The sequence below is a fragment of the Planctomyces sp. SH-PL62 genome, assembly GCF_001610895.1.
In the GTDB taxonomy this organism is placed as follows: Bacteria; Planctomycetota; Planctomycetia; order Isosphaerales; family Isosphaeraceae; genus Paludisphaera.
Genome location: NZ_CP011273.1, coordinates 666,495 through 685,189, shown reverse-complemented (window position 1 = coordinate 685,189; position 18,695 = coordinate 666,495). Strand labels below are relative to the sequence as shown.

Genomic DNA, 18,695 nt, shown 5'->3' with positions numbered 1-18,695 from the left:
CTCGTCCTCGGTTCGGGGCCGGAGCGAGCATCCGGGGCCGATCGCCCTCGCTCCAGGCCGGGGTTGGTCGAGGATACCCCGCCGGGGCCGCGCCGGGCGAGCCCTTCTCAGGACTCCGTCGCCCGCTCGCCGAGTTCTCGCGATCCTCCCCGGCCTTCTAGAGTTGATTCGTCTCGGCCGATCCGCCAGGGTCGGTCGTCGGGATCATCGGGAGACCAGGAGCCGCCATGAACGCGAAACGCCTCTTCGGGATGTTCGTCGCACTCGCCTGCTGCGCCTTGGGGCCGAGCCCCCTGGAGGCCTGCACGCGATGCGTGTATCTCGGGCCCGAGGGACGGGTCCTCGTCGCCCGGTCGATGGACTGGATGGAAGACCCCGGGACGAACCTCTACATCCTCCCCCGGGGGATGGAGCGCGACGGGGCGGCCGGGCCGCGGTCGCTGAAGTGGGCCAGCAAGTACGGCAGCGTGGTCTGCTCGTTCTACGAGGTGGCTTCCGTCGACGGGATGAACGAGAAAGGGCTCGTGGCGAACACGCTGTACCTCGTCGAGTCGGATTATGGGCGATCCGACGGCGACCGGCCGGTGATCTCCATCGCGGCCTGGGCCCAGTACGTCCTGGACAACTTCGCGACCGTCGCCGAGGCCGTCGAGGCCCTTCGCGCCGAGCCCTTCTCGATCGTCGCGCCGATCCTCCCGAACAACGATCCGGCGCAGGGCCACCTGGCGATCGTCGACCCCTCGGGCGATTCGGCCGTCTTCGAATACGTGAAGGGGAAGCTGGTGATCCATCACGGCCGCGAGTTCCGGGTCATGACGAATTCGCCCACCTTCGACCAGCAGCTCGCGCTCGACGAGTACTGGAAGGAGATCGGCGGCGAGACGATGCTCCCGGGGACGAGCCGGGCCGCGGACCGCTTCGTCCGGGCCTCGTTCTACATCGACGCCGTCCCCAAGACCGACGACGCGCGGCAGGCCCTGGCGTCGTTGTTCGGCGTGATCCGGAACACCTCGGTGCCGCTCGGGATCACGACGCCCGGTCGGCCGAACATCGCCAGCACGGTCTGGCGGACGGCCTACGACCTCAAGGACCGGACGCTTTACTTCGACTCGGCGACCAGCCCCACGATCTTCTGGGCGACCCTCGACGCGATGGACTTCGAGCCGGGCGCCCCGGTGAAGAAGCTGGCCCTGGCCGGGGGACGGACTTTCTCCGGCGACGCGACGTCGGAATTCGAGCCCTCCTCGCCGTTCCCGTTCCTCCCCGGCAAGCCCGAGTAAAGGCGGTCGAAGCTCGGAGCGAGGCCGTGGATGGCTGGTCAAAGCCGCCGCCAGCGGTTCTAATGGTTCGTTCGGCGAAGCGGCGGCGAGCGAGCAAACTGGAACGTCGACGCCCCCCCGCACGGGCGGCGTCGACCTCGGCCGGCTGCGTCCGGCCGGGCTGTCCCCCCTTGAAGGCGCATGGTCTTGGCACTCGAAGCGGACGTCGCGAAGGTTCACGCGGCGCGGAGCGCGGCGGATCTGGTCCAGTCGGGGATGATCGTCGGGCTGGGGTCGGGTTCGACCGCCAGCCTGCTGGTCAAGCGGCTGGGCGAGCGGGTGGCCCAGGAAGGCCTGGAATTCATCGGCGTGCCGACCAGCGTCACCACGGCCGAGCAGGCGCGCGAGCTGAACATCCCCCTGCGCGGCGTCGACGACGTCCCGTCGGTGGACCTCAACATCGACGGCGCCGACGAGATCGACCCCCAGTACCGGATGATCAAGGGGCGGGGCGGGGCCTTGCTCCGCGAGAAGATCGTCGCCTGCGCGGCCAAACGCCGGGTGACGATCGTCTCCCCGGAAAAGATCGTCGAACGCCTGGGCGCCGAATCCCCCGTGCCGGTCGAGGTCAGCCGCCTGGGCCATCGGCACGTCGAGCGCCGGCTCCAGAAGCTCGGCGCGGAGACGTCGCTGCGGCGCACCGCCGAGGGGATGTTGTTCGTCACCGACGGCGGCAACCTCATCATCGACTGTCGGTTCTCGACGCTCGCCGACCCCGAGTCGCTCGAAGCCGGCCTCAAGTCGGTCGTCGGAGTCTTCGAGACCGGCCTGTTCCTCGGCCTCTGCGACCTCCTGGTCGTCGGCCGCGCCGATGGCGCCGAGCAGATCGTCACCCACGCCCGGCGCTGGACCGGCTGCGCCTGACCCTCGCCGCCGAACTGAAGACGGCCCGCGAGATCGAGGATTCCGGCGACTTTTCCGGATTCCTGGAATCTCCGGGCCTCGTTCGCTGATCGTTCCTGGTACAGCTCGCGCATGGGTCGCGTGGAGCGGAGCCCGAGTCCGTACCAGGAGCAGCTCGCCATGAAGACGAAGACGTGGGTCCAGTCCCGCTGGGAACGCCTCCGCACCGCGCACCGGGCCGGGCTTCCGGCCCTGTCCGTCGCGAGGGCGAGGGAACTCGTCGCCCGACATCCCGACTGCGGCCCCGCCTGGAAGCTGCTGGGTTCGGCGCTCATCGAGCTGGCTCGCTACGAGGAGGCCGAATCGGCGATCCGGCGCGCGATCGCGCTCTGCCCGACCGCCAGGCTCTGGATCCCCCTGGCCGAGATGGGCCACCTGCACAAGGCCCGGGGCGACCACCAGGAGGCGGCGTCGTGGTATCGCCGGGCGGTCGACGCCGCGCCGGATGAGGCGGGCGCCCACATCTACCTCGGCGGCCTGCTCGCCCAGTCGGGCAGCCTCGACGAGGCCGAAGCCGCCCACCGCGCCGCCACCCGGTGCGAGAACGGCTGCCGCGACGAGGCGTTCCTCAACCTCGGCCTGGTCCTCCGCGCCCTTGGCCGCCACGACGAGGCCGCCGGCTGCTTCGAGGCCGCCCTCCAGATCGATCCCCGATACCGGTCCGCCAAGCTCGCCCTCCGGGACGTCCGCCAGACGCTCCGGATCAAGCCGCCTCGCCGTCGGACCAAGGCGGCGCGCGAAAGCGGCGGCCTCCGCACCTCGGAAGCCGCCGCGCGCTCAGGACGCTTCGAGGATTGACCTCAGCGCATCCCTTGACCCATTCCCCCTCTGCCGCCTCCCATGCCGCCCATGCCGCCGAACCCGAAGCTCGGCCCGTCCGGCCCCATGATGACCTTGTCGGGGTGGAGGCCCATCAGCTCTCTCTGGGCTTCCAGCAACTCCTGTTGGACGCCTTCGAGGGAGCTGATGATCAACACCCCGTCGCGGACGCAGTAGGCCAGGCCGATCTGCTTGAGCATCAGCCGGAGCGAGAATTTCAGCGGGACGTCCTCCAGATCGATCGACACCGGCGAATCGAGGGACGCCCCGGCCTCTTCCAGGCCCACCGGATCGACGTAGATCGGGATCTTCTTGCCGTCAGCCGTCTTCACCGATCCCTTGATCTGATCGAGCAGGCCGCCGAGCGTGGAATGATCCTCGTCCGTCCGCAGGGTGAAAGGGGAGGCCAGCGCCTCGCGAAGGGCCTCGTTCTGGGGATTCTCATCGAGATTGGAGATCGAGGCCGAGAGCCCGGCGATCTTCTGGCGGACCTCGGCCGGCGAAGGTTCCGACGCTCCCCCGCCGCCCATCATCATCCCGGGCATCATCCCCATCCCGCCCATCCCGCCGCCGCCGACGGTCTGCTTGGTTTGCGTGGCGGTCGCCTTGGCGATCGGCGACCCAGCCTTCTCAGGGACGGTGGTGGCTGTCGTTGCAGCGAATTCCCGGCCGTCGTCGGCCCCGTCCTGGGAGGAGGCGAACGAGGCCCCGGCGACGAGCAAGCCCGTGGACGCCAGGATCGCGGCAAGCGACGCCATCTTGATCTGGGTGAGGAACATGGCCTGGAGGACTCCTTCGGTGAGAGTTCGGACCGACAGCGAAAGCGCCGGGGTGGTCATCCAGGCGACGGACGGGGCGGCGGCGAGGGCCAGGGCGTGATGCACGGTCTCAGTGGCGAGCGAGGCCGGCACTCCGGCGCGAAGCTCGGCCGACGCGAAAGCGGTCGCCAGCACGGCCTCCAGGACCGCCGCTCCCGGGGACCCCAGGCGGCGGCGAAGCAGGTCGCGGGCGCGGGCGAGCCGGCCCTTGACCGTCCCGACGGGGCAGGCCAGGAGCGCGGCCGCCTCCTCGTGCGTCCTCCCCTCGAAATAGCAGGCGACCACCGGCCCGCGATAGCGACCCGGCAGCCTCCGGATTTCCTCGTGGAGCCGGACCCACTCCTCCTCGCAGGCCAGGGCGTGCGCGGGGTCGTCGGCCGAGGGCTTGCGGACGTCGACCTCAAGCCGCGCGCCGTCGTCGGTCGTCGCGACCTTCGCCCGACGACGGATGGATTCGACGCGGGCGCGGGCCGCGACGCGGCAGGCCACGCCGTAGAGCCAGTTCCCGACCTGCTCCTTGCACCGCAGCCCCCCCGCCTTGCGCGCCAGGATCAGGAAGACGGCCTGGAATGCGTCCTCGGCGTCGTGGGGATCGCGGAGCGATCGTCGGCAGACGCCCAGGACCATCGGCCCGTGACGCTCCACGATCGCCGCGAAGGCCCCCTCGTCGCGACGGCTGGCGAACCGCTCCAGGAGCTGCGACTCCGTCAGCCCGACGACCGAACCTGCGTCGAACAACCGCTCGATCGAGCACGCAAGTTCGTCGCGCCGAGTCCCCGTGAGCCGCGTCATGACCGTCCGCCCCCCGTTCGTCTTCAGGATGACCAGAACAGTACTGCGTGACGACGGCGAACCGGATACGTGATTTCGGTGATTTCTTCGAGGACTGTCGCTCGATCCAGGAGACTTCGTCGATCCGGACGGCCGGTTTCGCCCGCGCCGGGCAACATTTTTAGGCCCGTACGCCGCCCCATGTCGAAAAATCGGAGTGAGGGGGTGTCCCTGTCGTCAAAATCGAGCGTAGGAATACTGAGACGAACATTGAATGCTTGCTGGAATGCAAGTCAGGGCAACCCAGGAGATGATCATTGCCGAATCTGAAGGAGTCGCCGGGTCCGATCACGGAGACGTAACCAGGGATGTTCGAGTTCCTCGGGAGCGTCGGGAGGCTCGCCGAGAAGCGGTTCGGGTCGACCCTGGGGGTCGACGTGGACGAATTGCATGACGCCGTCCATCCAGGGCGAATTCTTGCCGTTCAATGGCGATCCCCAGAGCGCCACGACGATTTGTGCGGTGCCGCGATGGATCTGACGACCTCGGATCTGGATGACGCGACCGATCGGTACGGGAACGTAGCAGCGGAGGTCGAGGACGCGCTTGAGGACGAGGTTGGCGTCGAGCCCGGCGGCGTGGTAAGCCGTCGAATAGCCGGCCTCGAGCGCGAGCGAGAGGAGCGAACCGGCGTACAGCGTCCCGTGGTGGTTGGCGTCGCGGGGCAGGACGAGTCGGTGGGTGAGGGTCTCGACGTCGTGCGATTGCGAAGGTGCCATGCCGTCCCATCCCCGGTTTCCGTCGCGGCCTCTGCGGACCTCGTCCGGCCGCTGTCAACACCTTGAATCTAGCACGATCCCAGGCTTTCCGCAACCATCGACGGCTGCCGTAGAAGCGACGATTCAGAGTGCCGATTCGATGTAATCGCTCGACCGAGGATCACGATCGCAAGGGGGGGGAAGGGAGATGGGGTGGGAGCGAATTGCGCCGGTAGGAATCGAACCTACGACCTCCAGGTTATGAGCCTGGCGAGCTAGCCGCTGCTCCACGGCGCACTGAGATACTATCAGGTCGCCGACGGAAGGGGAAGGGGCTACCCTCCCGAATCGTCGAGTCGGCCGTAATCCGATGGCCAGCGACCGGGATCGAACCAATGGCCGATCGAGCCGCCTCCGACCTTCTTCGAGGACGCGCCGTGGATCATCGAGAGAGAGGCCCAGCCACCGTCGAAATGGCCACCCCTGGGGGTGGCCCGGCGGCCTTCGAAATGCGAAAATCCCCTCACGCGTCCCTGACCGCCGCACGCATCAGCGAATGCCGAGGCCGCGTCCAAGCTCAGGTCCGCATAACGGTGAAACCCAGGCGACACCACTTAGGGAAAGGGCTGCCGTCGGAATCGGCCGCTATCACTCGGGAGAGTGATGACGGCCAAAGGGGGGGGGCAAAGGCAGGATGAATTGCGACGGTAGGAATCGAACCTACGACCTCCAGGTTATGAGCCTGGCGAGCTAGCCGCTGCTCCACGTCGCACTTGAATACTAGCAGGTCGACCCCGGTGTGAGAAGGGGCTACTCCCTTTTCAGCCCGCTTTTTGCGCAACAAACCATCCATACATGAGGGACCACAGGCGATTGGGACGGGATTTGCAGTTGAGAGGCCCCTCGCATCGAGAGGGGAGGAGACCGTGGTGGGGCGGGGGATCTCGGGAAATGGGGAGGGTCGGACCGGGGAAGTAGCCGAATGAGGGAAGTGGCGAGATCGGCCGAGGCGGGTCGGCCGGAGGGTGGGATCGATCGACGAGGGCCAGCGACGTGAAAGCTCGAATCCAGGCGTTCTTGGACCATCTGCGAGTTGAGCGGCAGTCCTCTGTGCATACTCTGAGATCGTACGAGGACGACCTGGGGCTCTTCCTGCGCTTCCTGGAAGAGACGAGGGGACCGGCCGACGATCCGGCGGCGGTCGACGCGCGACGTTTGCGCCGATATTCGGCCTGGTTGACCGGCCAGGGGTATGCGGCCTCGACGGTGGCGCGGCGGCTGGCGAGCCTTCGTTCGTTCTTTCGCTTCCTCCGTCGCGGCGGCGAGCTCGCCGCGGACCCGGCGGCGGCGCTTCGCAATCCGAAGCAGCCCAAACGGCTGCCGAAACTCCTGCGGGTCGACGAGGTGGTCCGTCTGCTCGATTCGATCCCCGTCGGCGAGGCGCTGGGTCGCCGCGACCGGGCCATGTTCGAGACGTTGTACGGCGGGGGGTTGCGGGTCAGCGAAGTGGTGGGGCTCGACCTGGAGGACCTGGACCTGGAGGAAGAGCTGGTGCGGGTGCGAGGCAAGGGCAAACGCGAGCGACTCTGCCCGATCGGGGCGATGGCCGTCTACTGGATCCGGGCCCACCTGGCGTCCCGGACCCCTCGCCACGCCGACGAGCGGGCGCTGTTCCTCAATCGCTACGGCGACCGGCTGACGTCTCGCAGCGTGGGGAGGCTGCTGGAGGACCACCTCGCCCGCGCGGGGGTCCGCAGCGAGGCCAGCCCGCACACGCTCCGCCACAGCTTCGCGACCCACCTGCTCGACCGAGGGGCCGACCTTCGGAGCGTGCAGGAGTTGCTCGGCCATCGAAACCTGACCACGACCCAGATCTACACTCACGTGACCCAGGAGCGGCTCCTGGACGTCTACCAGGGCGCGCATCCTCGTGCCTGAATCGTGCGAAAGGACGGCCTCGGCGGGGATCTTCTCTTTGACTGTGATGCATCCGTGACTTAGACGTTCATTCAGAGAGACATGCGAGTCGAGCAGTCGATGCGGCGTTGCAAATGACGAACGCCCCATGATTTCCGACTTGCCGATCCGTCCGGGGCGGATCGGCCCAGGCTCGTCGCCCGTCCACCTGAGGCTCGCCGTCCAGGGCTGCGGCTCAGGCGGGAACACCGAGAGAAGGCAACCGAATGCACAAGAATCGAATCCTCATCGTCTGCCCCGACGCCAGCGGCCTGGCGTTGCTGACTTCGATGCTGAAGTCGCTGGGCCACGTCATCGACGAGGCGCCCAACGATCGCACGGCGCTCCGGCTTCTGGAGCGGGACCCCGCGGACCTCGTGCTCGCGAGCGTCGACCCGGGCGATTCGGACTGCCTCGAACTTTTGAGTTACGTGCGGCGGAAGCACGCCCGCACCCCGGTCGTCCTGATGTTCCCCCGCCTCCATGCGGAGCGGGCGAAGGAGGCGACGAAGCAGGGGGCGGCGGCGGTTCTGAGATACCCCGCCCCGGCCGCCGAGCTTCGCGCCGCGGTCTTGCAGGCGCTCGAGCAGAACGCCGACCGCCGGCCGTCGTCGGCCTCCTTCGCGTCGGGGGGCCCGCTCGACCCGGCCTCGGGCTCTCGCCCAGGGTTCGGCGGCGGGCCGGGGGCCTCGAACGCCTCGGTCGCGTCGGACTCCTCCTACTCCGCGTATCAGGGAAGTGACGGACCTGCGGCCGAAGCCCTCGCGGAGCACGTCGGGACCGCCCCGATCGACCAGGCCGCCGATCGCGACTTCGTTGGGGCCGACCCTTGCCTGCGTCAGATCCTGGGGCTGGCGGGATCGCTGGCCGCCTCCTCGGCGACCGTCCTGATCGAGGGAGAGCCGGGGACCGGGAAGTCGGAGCTGGCCTTGCGGCTCCACCTGGGCGCGGGTCATGGGGACCGTCCGTTCGTCGCCCTGCACGCGGCCGAGCTGATCGAAAGCTCGGCGGGTGACGCTCAGGACGGCCCGGCCTCACCCCAGAAGAACCTCGGCCTGGAATGGACGAACAAGCTGGCCCGCGCCGCGGGGGGGACCCTCTTCATCGAGGAGGTGGGGGCGCTGGACTCGCAGCTCCAGCTCCAGCTCCTTCGCGAGATCCAGCTTCAGGATATGGAGGCGGCCTCCGGGCGGTCGGGGGGCTACCGGCGGGCCATGGCCCGGATCATCCTCTCCACCAGCGAGGACCTGGGTTCCCTGGTAGAGCAGGGGAGGTTCCGCCAGGAGTTGCACCAGCGCATCAGCTCGCTCCGCCTGGCGATGCCGCCGCTCCGGCATCGCGGCCACGACGTCGAGCTCCTGGCCGAGCATTTCCGGTCGAAGTTCGCCGAGCAGTTCGACCGCAACGTGGCCGGCTTCACGCGGGACGCCCTGGAGGTCCTCCAGCGCCACGACTGGCCGGGGAACGTCCGCGAGTTGCAAGGGGTCGTTCAGCGAGCCGTGGTGCTCTGCCACGGTCCCCGGATCACCGCGACCCACCTGGGGCCGATCCTGAACCCGCACCGGGGCGGCCGGGGGGCGCGCACGAACAACGGCCGGCCCCACCTGCCGATGGGAATCCGGCCCCTGAAGGAGGCGCTGGAGGAGCCCGAGAAGCAGATCATCATCCAGGCCCTCCAGGCGCTCAACTGGAACCGCCAGGAGACCGCGCGGATGCTGGACATCAACCGCACGACGCTCTACAAGAAGATGAAGAAGTACGGGCTGCTCGTCGACGAGCCGATGTGGGTCGACTGAGCTTGCTCGGTCGACCCACAAGCCTCCCCCTTCTCGCCTCGCCCCCCCTCTCGCCGGGGGCGCTCCGACTCAGGCCTCGAACTGCTTGAGGTCCAGGTCGGGCAGCATCGATCCCGTCTCCAGGAAGTTGTTACAGAGCTCGAAGCAGCGCCTCATGTCGTGGCGAAGATGGCCCATCGGCGCGGATTCGATGTAGTGGTGGAGATAGTCGCGATAGGCGGGGTGCGCGCAGTTGTCGATGATGGCCCGGGCCCGCGCGGTGGGCGCGAGGCCGCGGAGGTCGGCCAGGCCTTGCTCGGTGACGATGACCTGGACCGAGTGCTCGTTGTGGTCGACGTGGGTGCACATCGGCACGATGGTCGAGACCCGCCCCCCCTTGGCGACCGACGGGCACATGAACAAAGACAGGTAGGCGTTCCGCTCGAAGTCGCCGCTGCCTCCCAGGCCGTTCATCATCTGGGTCCCGAAGAAGTGGGACGAGTTGACGTGGCCGTAGACGTCCACCTCGATCGCCGTGTTGGTGGCGATGACCCCCAGCCGCCGCGAGACCTCCGGGCTGTTGGAGATCTCCTGGGGACGGAGCACGATCCGGTCGGCGAAGTCGTCGAAGTGGTCGTAGAAGAAGCGGAGCTTCTCGTCGGACAGGGTCAGGGAGCAGGTGCTCGCCCCCAGGACGTTGCCGCGGACGATCATGTCGATCACGGTGTCCTGGAGGACCTCCGTGTAGATCTTGAACTTGGGGAAGTCGGGATTGGCGGCGAACGAGGCCATGACCGCGTTGCAGACGTTCCCCACGCCGCTCTGGAGCGGCAGGAACTTGCGGGGGATGCGGCCGGCGGCGATCTCGTCGAGGAGGAACCGGCAGACGTGCTCGCCGATGGCGTGGCTGGTCGCGTCGGGCGCGGAGAAGGGCCGGCCGCCGTCGGGAAGATTGCTGGGGACCACGCCGACGATCTTCTTCGGGTCGACCTGGGCGTAGGTCGTGCCGATCCGGTCCAGCGGGTCCTGGATGGGGATCGGGTCGCGGAGCGGGGGCGCGGCGAGCATGTAGATGTCGGCCAGCTCGGCAACGCGAGGCGGGTGGAACGAATTCAGCTCGATGATCACCCGCTCGGCCTGGTCGAGGAACGTGGGCGCGTTGCCGATGCCGGTCGTCAGGTAGACCCGCCCGTCCGAGGTGACGTCGGAGGCCTCGACGATGACGACGTCCATCTTGCCGAGGAAGCCGCCGGCGGTGACCTGGGCGACGTGCGATAGGTGCATGTCGATGAAGTCGACCCGGCCGGAGTTCGCCAGCTTCCGGAGCGGCCCCGACGTCATGTACGGTGCCCGCCAGCTGATCGCGTCGGCCTCGGCGAGGGCGTCGTCGCAGAGCGCGCCGGTGGAGGCGCCGGTCAGCAGTCGGATCTGGAACTTCTCCCCCTTGTCATGGAGGGCCTTGGCCCGCTTCGCCAGGGCGGCGGGCACGACCTTGGGCGAGCCGGCGGGCGTGAAGCCGCTGGTCCCCACCATCGCGCCGTGCGGGATCAGCTCGGCCGCCTCCTCGGCGGTGAGGGCTGGAAATGAGCTTCCCATCGGTAAGACTCGAACTTTCTTCAGATCGAAGGATCGATGAGGCCCCCGCGCGTCCCCTCGTCGCGGTGGGGGAACCTTGCGGGAAGGCGGGGGCGGAGATCGAGGCTTCGCGTCCGAGGCTCCGGGCGAGGGCGTCGATCGGGACGTCATCGAGAGAAGACGGAGGGCGCGATCGCCGGTTCCCCAGGGTGGCCCTCCAGGAACTCCATTCTCTCCGATCGCCGGCCCCTTGCAAGACGCAAGGCCCGGAAACGACGAACGGCGGCGAGCCGTGGCCCGCCGCCGTTCGTCGTGTTCGTCCCTCGCCGGTCGTCCGGCGGTCAGCTCTTGATGATGTCGCGGAAGGTGCCGCCGGCGGGGATCATGGGGAGGACGTGCTCCTGGTAAGGGACCAGGACGTCGAGCACGTAGGGCCCCTTGTGGGCGATCATCTCCTTGAGCGCATCGACCAGGTCGGCCTTCGCACGAACCTGGCGGGCGGCGACGCCGAAGCCCTTGGCGATGGCCACGAAGTCGGGATAGGTGACCTCGGGAAGCTCGCCGCCGCCCTGGCCGACGGCCTCGGGATGGTCGACGGGGCCGAGGTAGGTGTGGGCCCGATTCCCCTGATGGAAGCGGTCCTCCCACTGGACGACCATCCCCAGGTGCTGGTTGTTAAGGACGATCACCTTGACCGGCAGGTTCTCGCAGAAGACCGTCGCCAGCTCCTGGATGTTCATCACGAAGCTGCCGTCGCCGTCGATGTCGACCACCAGGGCGTCCGGGAATGCGGCCTGCGCGCCCATCGCGGCGGGGAGGCCGTAGCCCATCGAGCCCAGGCCGCCGGAGGTGATCCAGGTCCGAAGCCGGTTGAACTTCGTCCACTGCGCGGCCCACATCTGGTGCTGGCCGACGCCCGTCGACATGAGGAACTCTCCCTTGGTGAGCTTGGAGAATTCGTCGAGGACGTACTGCGGCAGGATGGCGTCGTCGCGCTGATCGTAGGTCATCGGGTCGGCGGCGCGCCAGGCGTCGACCTGCTTGTGCCAGGCCCGGTAGTCGCCGGCCACCGCCCGAGGGGAGATCTCCTCCAGGAACGACTTGACGTCCGAGTGGATGGGGATGTGGGCGAACTTGTTCTTGTTGATCTCCGAGGCGTCGATGTCGACGTGGACGATCCGGCCGTGCTTGGCGAACTCGGTGAGCTTGCCGGTCACGCGGTCGTCGAACCGGACCCCCAGGGCCAGCAGGAGGTCGGCGTGGTTGATCGCCGTGTTGGCGTAGACGGTCCCGTGCATGCCGAGCATGCCCAGCGACAGGTAGTGTTCGCTGGGCATCGCCCCCAGGCCGTGGACGGTCATCGCCACGGGGATGCCGGCCTTGACGGCGAACTCCTTGAGCAGCTCGCCGGCGTCGGACGCCAGCACGCCGCCGCCGCAGTAGATGATCGGCCGCTCGCAGGTCTTGAGGGCGTCCAGGACCTCCTGGATCTTCGCCTCGGTCGGGGGAGGGGGGAGCTTATAGCCGGGGAGGTCCATCTCGACGTCGTAGTCGGGGTTCGACACGATCGTGTTCTGGATGTCCTTGGGCATGTCGATCAGGACCGGCCCGGGGCGGCCGGTGGTCGCCAGGTAGAACGCCTCCTTGACCACCCGCGCGATGTCCCTCGCGTCCTGGACGAGATAGGTGTGCTTGCAGATCGCCCGACAGACCTCGACCGTGGGGGTCTCCTGGAAGGCGTCGCTGCCGATGACGTGGGTCGGCACCTGGCCGGTGATCGCCACCAGGGGGATCGAGTCCAGCTTGGCGTCGGCCAGGCCGGTGACGAGGTTCAGGGCGCCCGGCCCGGACGTGGACATCACCACCCCCGGCTTGCCGCTGGCCCGCGCGTAGCCCTCGGCGGCGAAGACGCCCCCCTGCTCATGGCGGGGGAGGATCGTGCGGATCCGGTCGCGATACCGGGTCAGCGCCTGGTGCATGGGCATGCTCGCCCCGCCCGGATACGCGAAGACGACCTCGACGCCGTGCCTCGCCAGCGACTCGACCAGGACGTCCGCTCCGGTCGTGGGCTTCGTAGCGGTCGGAACCTTGCAATTGTCTGTGGCGGCCACGTGCGTCCCTCGTCTCGTTCGCCGAGCCTTCGACATCCCGCGTCCGAAAACTCGGGACGCGCCCCCGGGGCCGGCGACCTGCACCCGGAAACGCGCGATTGTAATCGATCCCCTCGCGAGGCCACAACCCGACCGGGCGCGAAAACCCGGCCCGGCGGCCCGCAACTGCCAGAGCCGACGGACTCGATCGAGGTTCGCGCCCCGGTCCGTCCCCAGGGAGCCGTTGGATACGCGAAGGATCGACGACCCACAGGGACCGGGCCGCCGGGCCGATCAGGAGCGATCGTTCCGGTCCCGAAGCCACCTCCGCAGGTCGGTTTCCGCAAGTAAGGGGTTGCGAGACGGGGTGAGATGTTGTCTATGTAGCACTTGGTCACTTGAGGTGCCGGCGTCAGCCCGGCCCGAATCGTGCGAACGGGTCTCCATCGCTCCCTCTCTCGGAAAACTCACGCATGCATCATGCCGTCTCACGAAACCGTCGCGGTTTCACCCTGATCGAGTTGCTGGTCGTGATCGCGATCATCGCCGTCCTCATCGCCCTCTTGCTTCCCGCCGTGCAATCGGCCCGCGAGGCCGCCCGCCGCTCTCAGTGCGTCAACAACCTGAAGCAGCTCGGCCTGGCGTTGCACAACTACGAGTCCGCCAACGGCGCGTTCCCCTGGAACCAGGTCGTGGGACGCCCCGGCTCCAACTGGGCCGCCCAGGACGCCGCCCACGGGCGCAGCGGCCTGACGCTGATGCTCCCGTACCTGGAGCAGCAGAGCATCGCCAACGCGTTCAACTACGCCTGGGGCATGCAGTTCATGTACTCGTACGACCTGGATACCATCCAGGCGACGGCGTGCCGCACGGTCATCTCCGCGTTCCTCTGCCCGAGCGACGGCGGCGGCGTCGGTCGCAACAACTACATGCTGTCCAACGGCACCAACTACGACTGGCACTCCCGCCCCGAGGGCGCCGGCGTGTTCGGCCGTCCCGACAACGACGCCGGCGGCCCGTCCGCGTTCGGCGCGGGGACGATCGCGGCGATCACCGACGGCACCTCCAACACCGTCGCCTTCGCCGAGCGTTCGCGCGGCGACAACAGCGCCACCAAGAAGAGCCCCAGCGACATCTACGTCGGCGCCGGCATGCCGGAGCCCAACGCACAGCCCGTGTACGTCGCCTCGTCCGCCGGCAACACCCAGATCATCCTCACCTCGATGATGCCCGCCTGCGCCCAGTTCGCGAAGACGAACCCCACGAGCACCTGGGACCACGCGGGCGCCCACTGGGCGAACAGCAATTACAGCCAGACGACGTTCAACTTCATGATCACCCCCAACAGCAAGACGCCCGACTGCTCCAACTGGGGCACCTACGGCATCGGCTACGGCTTCCACACGCCTCGCAGCTACCACTCCGGCGGCGTGAACGTCGCGCTGGCCGACGGTTCCGTCCGGTTCATCAAGGACGCCATCGCCTTGCAGACCTGGTACGCCCTCGGCACCAGGGCCGGCGGCGAGGTCGTCAGCTCCGACTCCTATTGATCCCGATCGAGCCCCGGGCCGCATGCCCGGGGCGTCGGGCGTAAACGAACGAGGCCGCCGCCGGGTCGATCCCGGCGGCGGCCTCGTCGCGTTTCAAGGCAGTACGTCTCTTACTTCTTGCCGCTCGCCTGGTTCATCCCCTTGCGGCCTTCCTCCAGTCCCTTCATCATGGCATCGGAGTCTTCCTTCGAGATCACCCGCTCCTCGGGGATGTTGCTTCCCGCCTCGCCGCAGCCGGCCAGCAGTCCGCACGCGCCCACCGCGGCGCAAAGGCCGACCAAAAATCCTCGCCTGTCCATATTGAACCTTTCGATCTACCGAATGATGGAGAGGGCGGCCCGCCTCGTGCGGGCGGCTCGCCATGACCCTAAACGCTCGCGATCGCCCCGTCAACCGGCCCTCGAGACGGAGGCGGGCGTCACTCGTCGGACGACGTGCCCGACCAGCCGATCGGCTCCTTGAGGGAGCGGAGGAAGTGGTTCCCCTTCCCCTTGGCCTTGAGCTCGGCGATCCGGGCCTCGGCCTCGGCCTTCTGGGCGAACTCGTACTTCGCGACCGTCCGACCGCCGAGGTCGCAAACCGCCCACACGATCTTCATCCGGGGCGCGACCGACGGTTTCGGCTTCAGCCCCGACGCATCAGCCTTGGCGCGGGGACGGCCCCCGGACTCAGGCCCTAGAGGGATTCCCCGCGCCGCGGCCGCATCCGCCGCCGCCCGCAGATCCCGACGATTCAACGGCCTTCCCATCGCACTCCCTCTCCCTGGTTTCCCCAGCCCGCAGCCCCACGAATCCTGGAAGTATCATAGCTCCGCGTCAAATCCCGCAATAGGGAATGACCGCCGGCCGCGTCCCGCTCCGGCAGCATCTGATCATGAATGTCGGATGAGCGCCTTCGCCCGCGACTCACGTGAATGATGCAACCACGTAGGCGATCCCGGGAGGGCTTATCCAGGGAAGTTCCTCTTGATTTATCCGCATACAATGGAGTGTACTCAGGACGTCCCTTCCCTAGAGTTCTTCCATTCGAATCAGTTCCGTTCCCTGGGTCTGCGGGGCTTCGCCGCCCTCGCTGCGAAGCTTCGTCGCGCCTACCTCTCTGGAGAAAAGTGCATGTCTGTCGCTGCCTCGCGTAAGAATTCCGGTTTCACGCTGATCGAGCTGCTGGTCGTGATTGCGATCATCGCCGTCCTCATCGCCCTCTTGCTTCCCGCCGTGCAGGCGGCTCGCGAAGCCGCCCGTCGCGCCCAGTGCATCAACAACCTCAAGCAGATGGGGCTCGGGCTCCACAACTACGTCTCCTCGCAGAACTCCTTCCCGCCGCTCTGCGGCAACATGTGGCGCCCGGAGACGACCGGGAGCCCTGGCTGGGGCAACTGGCCGCTGGGCTGGGCCGCGTCGCTGATGCCGAACATGGAGCAGCAGGCGCTCGCCAACGCGGCGAACTACTCCTTCGGGGCCGACCAGCCGCAGAACTACCAGACGGTCTGTCGGGCGCGAGTGGCGACGTTCATCTGCCCGTCGGAGAGTGTGGCCACCGGTCCGTGGCAAAGCTCGTCCTGGATGAACTATGCCGGCAACATCGGCGGCCCCGCGTCGATGGGGAGTTGGAGCGGCGTGATCATCCCGATGCGTGAAGACGCCAACACGGCGGTCGGGACGAACTACCCCGCCAACCTCGGGACGGTCGGCATCCAGAGCCTGACCGACGGCACGTCGAACACCGTGGCGTTCAGCGAACGGCTGGTCGGCCTGGCGAGCGGCGACTTCACCGTCAGCTCGGCCAACGCGAGGCGGGTGGTCTTCGGGCCCGTGCCGACCGTCACGGCGGACACGGGGGGCGTCGCGGAGGCCCAGGCCTTCGTGGCGGCCTGTCGCTCCTTGCCCGGCACCACCAGCACGGCCGGGACGACGAACAACGGCTGGATCGCGGGCGCGGTCTGGGCGGGCTCGCACGCCAACACGCTCCGGTTCAACACCTACTCCCACGTGAACTCGCCCAACGGCATCTCCTGCATGGCCCAGGACTATCCCCCGGGCCAGGCCATCGACGCCATGTCTCCCAGCAGCAACCACACCGGCGGCGTGAACACCTGCATGGCGGACGGCTCCGTTCGGTTCATCAAGGACAGCATCGCGCTGCCGACCTGGTGGGCGATCGGCACTCGGGCCGGCGGTGAAATCGTCAGCTCCGACTCGCTCTGACGACGTCCTGGAGGCCGGGCGTCCGCGACGCTCGGCCTTTCCCTCTCCTTTCGACGAACGCGAAGAGGATCGTCTCATGTCTTTGGTGCGAATCATGTCGGTCGGCCTCATCCTGGCGGCCTTCTCCGCCCTCCCCGGCTGCGGCGATGGCGGAACGACGACGCCCGTGGTTGAAGAGACCCGCCCGGACGCCGGCCTGGAAGCCTCGAAAAAGATCCAGCAGATGCAGCCCCCGCCGCCCCCTGGCCGGAAGGCCCGCAACTGAGGTCCGGACCCACCCGGATGAATCCAAATCCATCGCGAACGCCCGGCCCCTCGCCCCTTGCGGGAAGGCCGGGCGTTCTCGTTTTTGGCGCGTGAATTGCTCTCGATCGGGGAATCCCGTCCCTAATGAGAGACCCACGATGCGCTATCACGTACTCGCCGCCGATTATGATGGGACGCTGGCCACCGACGGCCGCGTCGACCCGCCGACGATCGAAGCCCTGCGCCGGCTGAAGGAGTCGGGGCGGAAGCTCGTTATGGTCACGGGCCGGGAGCTGGACGAGCTCCTGGAGATCCTCCCCGAGATCGACCTGTTCGACCGGCTCGTCGCGGAGAACGGGGCCTTGCTCTACCGCCCCGCCGACAAGGAGGAGGTCCCTCTGGGTGAGCCGCCGCCGGCCGAATTCGTCGAGCGGCTCAAGGCCCGGGGCGTCGGCCCGATCTCGGTGGGCCGGGTGATCGTGGCCACCTGGGAGCCGCACGAGACGACGGTGCTCGAAGTGGTCCGGGAGATGGGCCTGGAACTCCAGGTCATCTTCAACAAGGGGGCCGTCATGATCCTCCCCTCGGGCGTCAACAAGGCGACCGGGCTGGAGGCCGCGATGCGCGACCTGGGCCTCTCGGCGCACAACGTGGCGGGGGTCGGCGACGCCGAGAACGACCACGCCTTCCTGGCGTCCAGCGAGTGCGCCGTGGCCGTCTCCAACGCGCTCGACTCCCTCAAGGAACGGGCCGACTGGACCACGACCGGGGACCACGGCCGGGGCGTCGTCCAGCTTATCGAGCATCTCCTGGAAGACGACCTCGCCGCGCTGGAGCCGAAGCTCGCCCGTCACGACATCCTGATCGGCGAGGACGAACAGGGCCGCGAGGTCCGCATTCCCCCCTACGGCCGGAACATCCTGGTCGCGGGAACCTCGGGCAGCGGCAAGTCCACGCTGACCAGCGGCTTCCTGGAGCGGCTGAGCGAATCCCGCTACCAGTTCGTCATCGTCGATCCCGAGGGGGACTACGACGAGCTGGAGCTGACCATGAAGCTCGGCGATCCCAAGCACCCGCCGACCGTCGAGGAGGTCGAGGAGCTGCTGGCCCGTCCCGAGATGGAGGACGTCTCGGTCAACATGCTGGGCATCGACCTGAAGGACCGCCCCAGTTTCTCCGACCAGCTCCTCCCCCGGCTCCAGGACCTCCGCGCCCACACCGGCCGGCCGCACTGGTTCATCATCGACGAGGTCCACCACCTGATGCCGGCGACCTGGGAGCTGGCCCCGCTGGTGATCCCCAATCGGCTCCAGGGGATGCTCTTCATCACCGTCCACCCGGACAGCATCGCGCCGCCGCTCCTGGAGGCCGTCGACCTGCTCCTGGCCGTGGGGGAGGGGCCGGAGAAGACGATCCGCAAGTTCTGCGAGGCGTCCGGCAGGCCCGAGCCGAAGGGCCTGGAGGCCGTCACGCTGGAGCGGGGCGAGGCGCTCGCCTGGTTCCCCAAGGATGAGGACCGCCCGCCGATCCGGGTCAAGACCACGCCGCCGAAGGCCCAGCGGCGCCGCCACAGCCGCAAGTACGCCGAGGGGAACCTGGGCGCCGACCGCAGCTTCTATTTCAAGGGGCCGGAAGAGAAGCTCAACCTCCGCGCCCAGAATCTGGTGGCGTTCCTCCAGATTGCCGAAGGGGTCGACGAGGCCACCTGGCAGCACCATCTCCAGCAGGGGGATTACGCTCAGTGGTTCCGCGAAGGCATCAAGGACGACGAACTCGCCGAGGCCGCGGAGCAGGTCGCCTCCACCTCGGGCCTCTCCGCCGAGGAGAGCCGGGCCAAGATCAAGGAAGCGATCGAGGAACGCTACACCCTCCCCGCCGAGCGCGTCACGTCGGCCTGACCGGCGGACGCGC

At 68.1% G+C, this 18,695-nt stretch carries 15 protein-coding genes and 2 tRNA genes; 9 read left to right on the top strand and 8 right to left on the bottom strand.

All coding sequences use genetic code 11. The annotated features are described in order from the left end of the window. Positions 1 to 227: 227 nt before the first annotated feature. The 3 genes from VT85_RS02615 to VT85_RS02605 all read left to right on the top strand — a co-directional run bounded on the left by VT85_RS02615 (position 228) and on the right by VT85_RS02605 (position 3,020). The gene (locus VT85_RS02615; protein WP_068410087.1) at positions 228 to 1,280 is read left to right on the top strand and encodes a linear amide C-N hydrolase; all 1,053 of its coding nucleotides are present in this window, start codon (positions 228 to 230) and stop codon (positions 1,278 to 1,280) included. Between the two features lie 186 nt (positions 1,281 to 1,466). Further along, positions 1,467 to 2,183, top strand: a complete 717-nt coding sequence (gene rpiA, locus VT85_RS02610; protein WP_197491056.1) for a ribose-5-phosphate isomerase RpiA — start codon at positions 1,467 to 1,469, stop codon at positions 2,181 to 2,183. 159 nt (positions 2,184 to 2,342) lie between these two features. Further along, positions 2,343 to 3,020, top strand: a complete 678-nt coding sequence (locus VT85_RS02605) for a tetratricopeptide repeat protein (RefSeq protein WP_068410081.1) — start codon at positions 2,343 to 2,345, stop codon at positions 3,018 to 3,020. A gap of 2 nt (positions 3,021 to 3,022) precedes the next feature. Here VT85_RS02605 and VT85_RS02600 read toward each other — a convergent pair whose 3' ends face one another. From VT85_RS02600 to VT85_RS02585, 4 genes are all read right to left on the bottom strand, one after another. Beyond that, a complete protein-coding gene (locus tag VT85_RS02600) occupies positions 3,023 to 4,651 on the bottom strand; it encodes an RNA polymerase sigma factor (RefSeq protein ID WP_068410078.1) in 1,629 nt (542 codons plus the stop codon). A 293-nt stretch (positions 4,652 to 4,944) separates the two neighbouring features. Then, a complete protein-coding gene (locus tag VT85_RS02595; RefSeq protein ID WP_068410074.1) occupies positions 4,945 to 5,409 on the bottom strand; it encodes an acyl-CoA thioesterase in 465 nt (154 codons plus the stop codon). A gap of 203 nt (positions 5,410 to 5,612) precedes the next feature. Beyond that, a tRNA-Met gene (locus VT85_RS02590) sits at positions 5,613 to 5,685 on the bottom strand. A gap of 402 nt (positions 5,686 to 6,087) precedes the next feature. Further along, positions 6,088 to 6,160 (bottom strand) — tRNA-Met (locus VT85_RS02585). Between the two features lie 281 nt (positions 6,161 to 6,441). Between VT85_RS02585 and xerC the strand changes: the two genes are divergently transcribed. Beyond that, on the top strand, positions 6,442 to 7,326 hold the full coding sequence (gene xerC / locus VT85_RS02580; RefSeq protein ID WP_068410071.1) for a tyrosine recombinase XerC: 885 nt from the start codon (positions 6,442 to 6,444) through the stop codon (positions 7,324 to 7,326). 245 nt (positions 7,327 to 7,571) lie between these two features. Continuing rightward, positions 7,572 to 9,140 carry a sigma-54-dependent transcriptional regulator gene (locus tag VT85_RS02575; protein ID WP_068410068.1) on the top strand — a complete coding sequence of 523 codons (1,569 nt, stop codon included), beginning with the start codon at positions 7,572 to 7,574 and terminating at the stop codon, positions 9,138 to 9,140. 69 nt (positions 9,141 to 9,209) lie between these two features. On the opposite strand, the gene VT85_RS02570 is transcribed toward VT85_RS02575, so the two are convergent. Continuing rightward, positions 9,210 to 10,715, bottom strand: a complete 1,506-nt coding sequence (locus tag VT85_RS02570) for a succinate CoA transferase (RefSeq protein ID WP_068410065.1) — start codon at positions 10,713 to 10,715, stop codon at positions 9,210 to 9,212. Positions 10,716 to 11,035: 320 nt separating this feature from the next. After that, a complete protein-coding gene (ilvB, locus tag VT85_RS02565; protein ID WP_156512635.1) occupies positions 11,036 to 12,841 on the bottom strand; it encodes a biosynthetic-type acetolactate synthase large subunit in 1,806 nt (601 codons plus the stop codon). Positions 12,842 to 13,257: 416 nt separating this feature from the next. Between ilvB and VT85_RS02560 the strand changes: the two genes are divergently transcribed. Continuing rightward, positions 13,258 to 14,334 carry a DUF1559 domain-containing protein gene (locus VT85_RS02560; protein ID WP_068410059.1) on the top strand — a complete coding sequence of 359 codons (1,077 nt, stop codon included), beginning with the start codon at positions 13,258 to 13,260 and terminating at the stop codon, positions 14,332 to 14,334. 110 nt (positions 14,335 to 14,444) lie between these two features. Here VT85_RS02560 and VT85_RS26465 read toward each other — a convergent pair whose 3' ends face one another. Both VT85_RS26465 and VT85_RS02555 read right to left on the bottom strand, forming a co-directional pair. Continuing rightward, positions 14,445 to 14,633: a twin-arginine translocation signal domain-containing protein gene (locus VT85_RS26465; protein WP_082858307.1), complete on the bottom strand. Its 189-nt coding sequence runs from the start codon at positions 14,631 to 14,633 to the stop codon at positions 14,445 to 14,447. Positions 14,634 to 14,752: 119 nt separating this feature from the next. Continuing rightward, entirely contained in the window at positions 14,753 to 15,082 is a 330-nt protein-coding gene (locus VT85_RS02555; RefSeq protein WP_068410056.1) for a hypothetical protein, read from the bottom strand. 364 nt (positions 15,083 to 15,446) lie between these two features. Here VT85_RS02555 and VT85_RS02550 point away from each other — a divergent pair, with 364 nt between their 5' ends. The 3 genes from VT85_RS02550 (at position 15,447) to VT85_RS02540 (ending at position 18,682) form a co-directional block, all read left to right on the top strand. Beyond that, a complete protein-coding gene (locus VT85_RS02550) occupies positions 15,447 to 16,538 on the top strand; it encodes a DUF1559 domain-containing protein (RefSeq protein ID WP_068410053.1) in 1,092 nt (363 codons plus the stop codon). A gap of 76 nt (positions 16,539 to 16,614) precedes the next feature. Next, positions 16,615 to 16,803, top strand: a complete 189-nt coding sequence (locus tag VT85_RS02545; protein ID WP_068410050.1) for a hypothetical protein — start codon at positions 16,615 to 16,617, stop codon at positions 16,801 to 16,803. Positions 16,804 to 16,942: 139 nt separating this feature from the next. Beyond that, a complete protein-coding gene (locus VT85_RS02540) occupies positions 16,943 to 18,682 on the top strand; it encodes an HAD-IIB family hydrolase (RefSeq protein WP_068410047.1) in 1,740 nt (579 codons plus the stop codon). The last annotated feature ends 13 nt before the right edge of the window (positions 18,683 to 18,695 follow it).

Bases quoted from the DNA above. Each gene is read 5' to 3' on its own strand.
- VT85_RS02595 (WP_068410074.1), bottom strand. From the start codon at position 5,409: ATGGCACCTTCGCAATCGCACGACGTCGAGACCCTCACCCACCGACTC.
- VT85_RS02575 (WP_068410068.1), top strand. From the start codon at position 7,572: ATGCACAAGAATCGAATCCTCATCGTCTGCCCCGACGCCAGCGGCCTG.
- VT85_RS02615 (WP_068410087.1), top strand. From the start codon at position 228: ATGAACGCGAAACGCCTCTTCGGGATGTTCGTCGCACTCGCCTGCTGC.
- VT85_RS02550 (WP_068410053.1), top strand. From the start codon at position 15,447: ATGTCTGTCGCTGCCTCGCGTAAGAATTCCGGTTTCACGCTGATCGAG.
- VT85_RS02545 (WP_068410050.1), top strand. From the start codon at position 16,615: ATGTCTTTGGTGCGAATCATGTCGGTCGGCCTCATCCTGGCGGCCTTC.
- VT85_RS02570 (WP_068410065.1), bottom strand. From the start codon at position 10,715: ATGGGAAGCTCATTTCCAGCCCTCACCGCCGAGGAGGCGGCCGAGCTG.
- VT85_RS26465 (WP_082858307.1), bottom strand. From the start codon at position 14,633: ATGGACAGGCGAGGATTTTTGGTCGGCCTTTGCGCCGCGGTGGGCGCG.
- VT85_RS02605 (WP_068410081.1), top strand. From the start codon at position 2,343: ATGAAGACGAAGACGTGGGTCCAGTCCCGCTGGGAACGCCTCCGCACC.
- VT85_RS02540 (WP_068410047.1), top strand. From the start codon at position 16,943: ATGCGCTATCACGTACTCGCCGCCGATTATGATGGGACGCTGGCCACC.
- VT85_RS02600 (WP_068410078.1), bottom strand. From the start codon at position 4,651: ATGACGCGGCTCACGGGGACTCGGCGCGACGAACTTGCGTGCTCGATC.
- VT85_RS02555 (WP_068410056.1), bottom strand. From the start codon at position 15,082: ATGGGAAGGCCGTTGAATCGTCGGGATCTGCGGGCGGCGGCGGATGCG.
- VT85_RS02560 (WP_068410059.1), top strand. From the start codon at position 13,258: ATGCATCATGCCGTCTCACGAAACCGTCGCGGTTTCACCCTGATCGAG.
- ilvB (WP_156512635.1), bottom strand. From the start codon at position 12,841: ATGTCGAAGGCTCGGCGAACGAGACGAGGGACGCACGTGGCCGCCACA.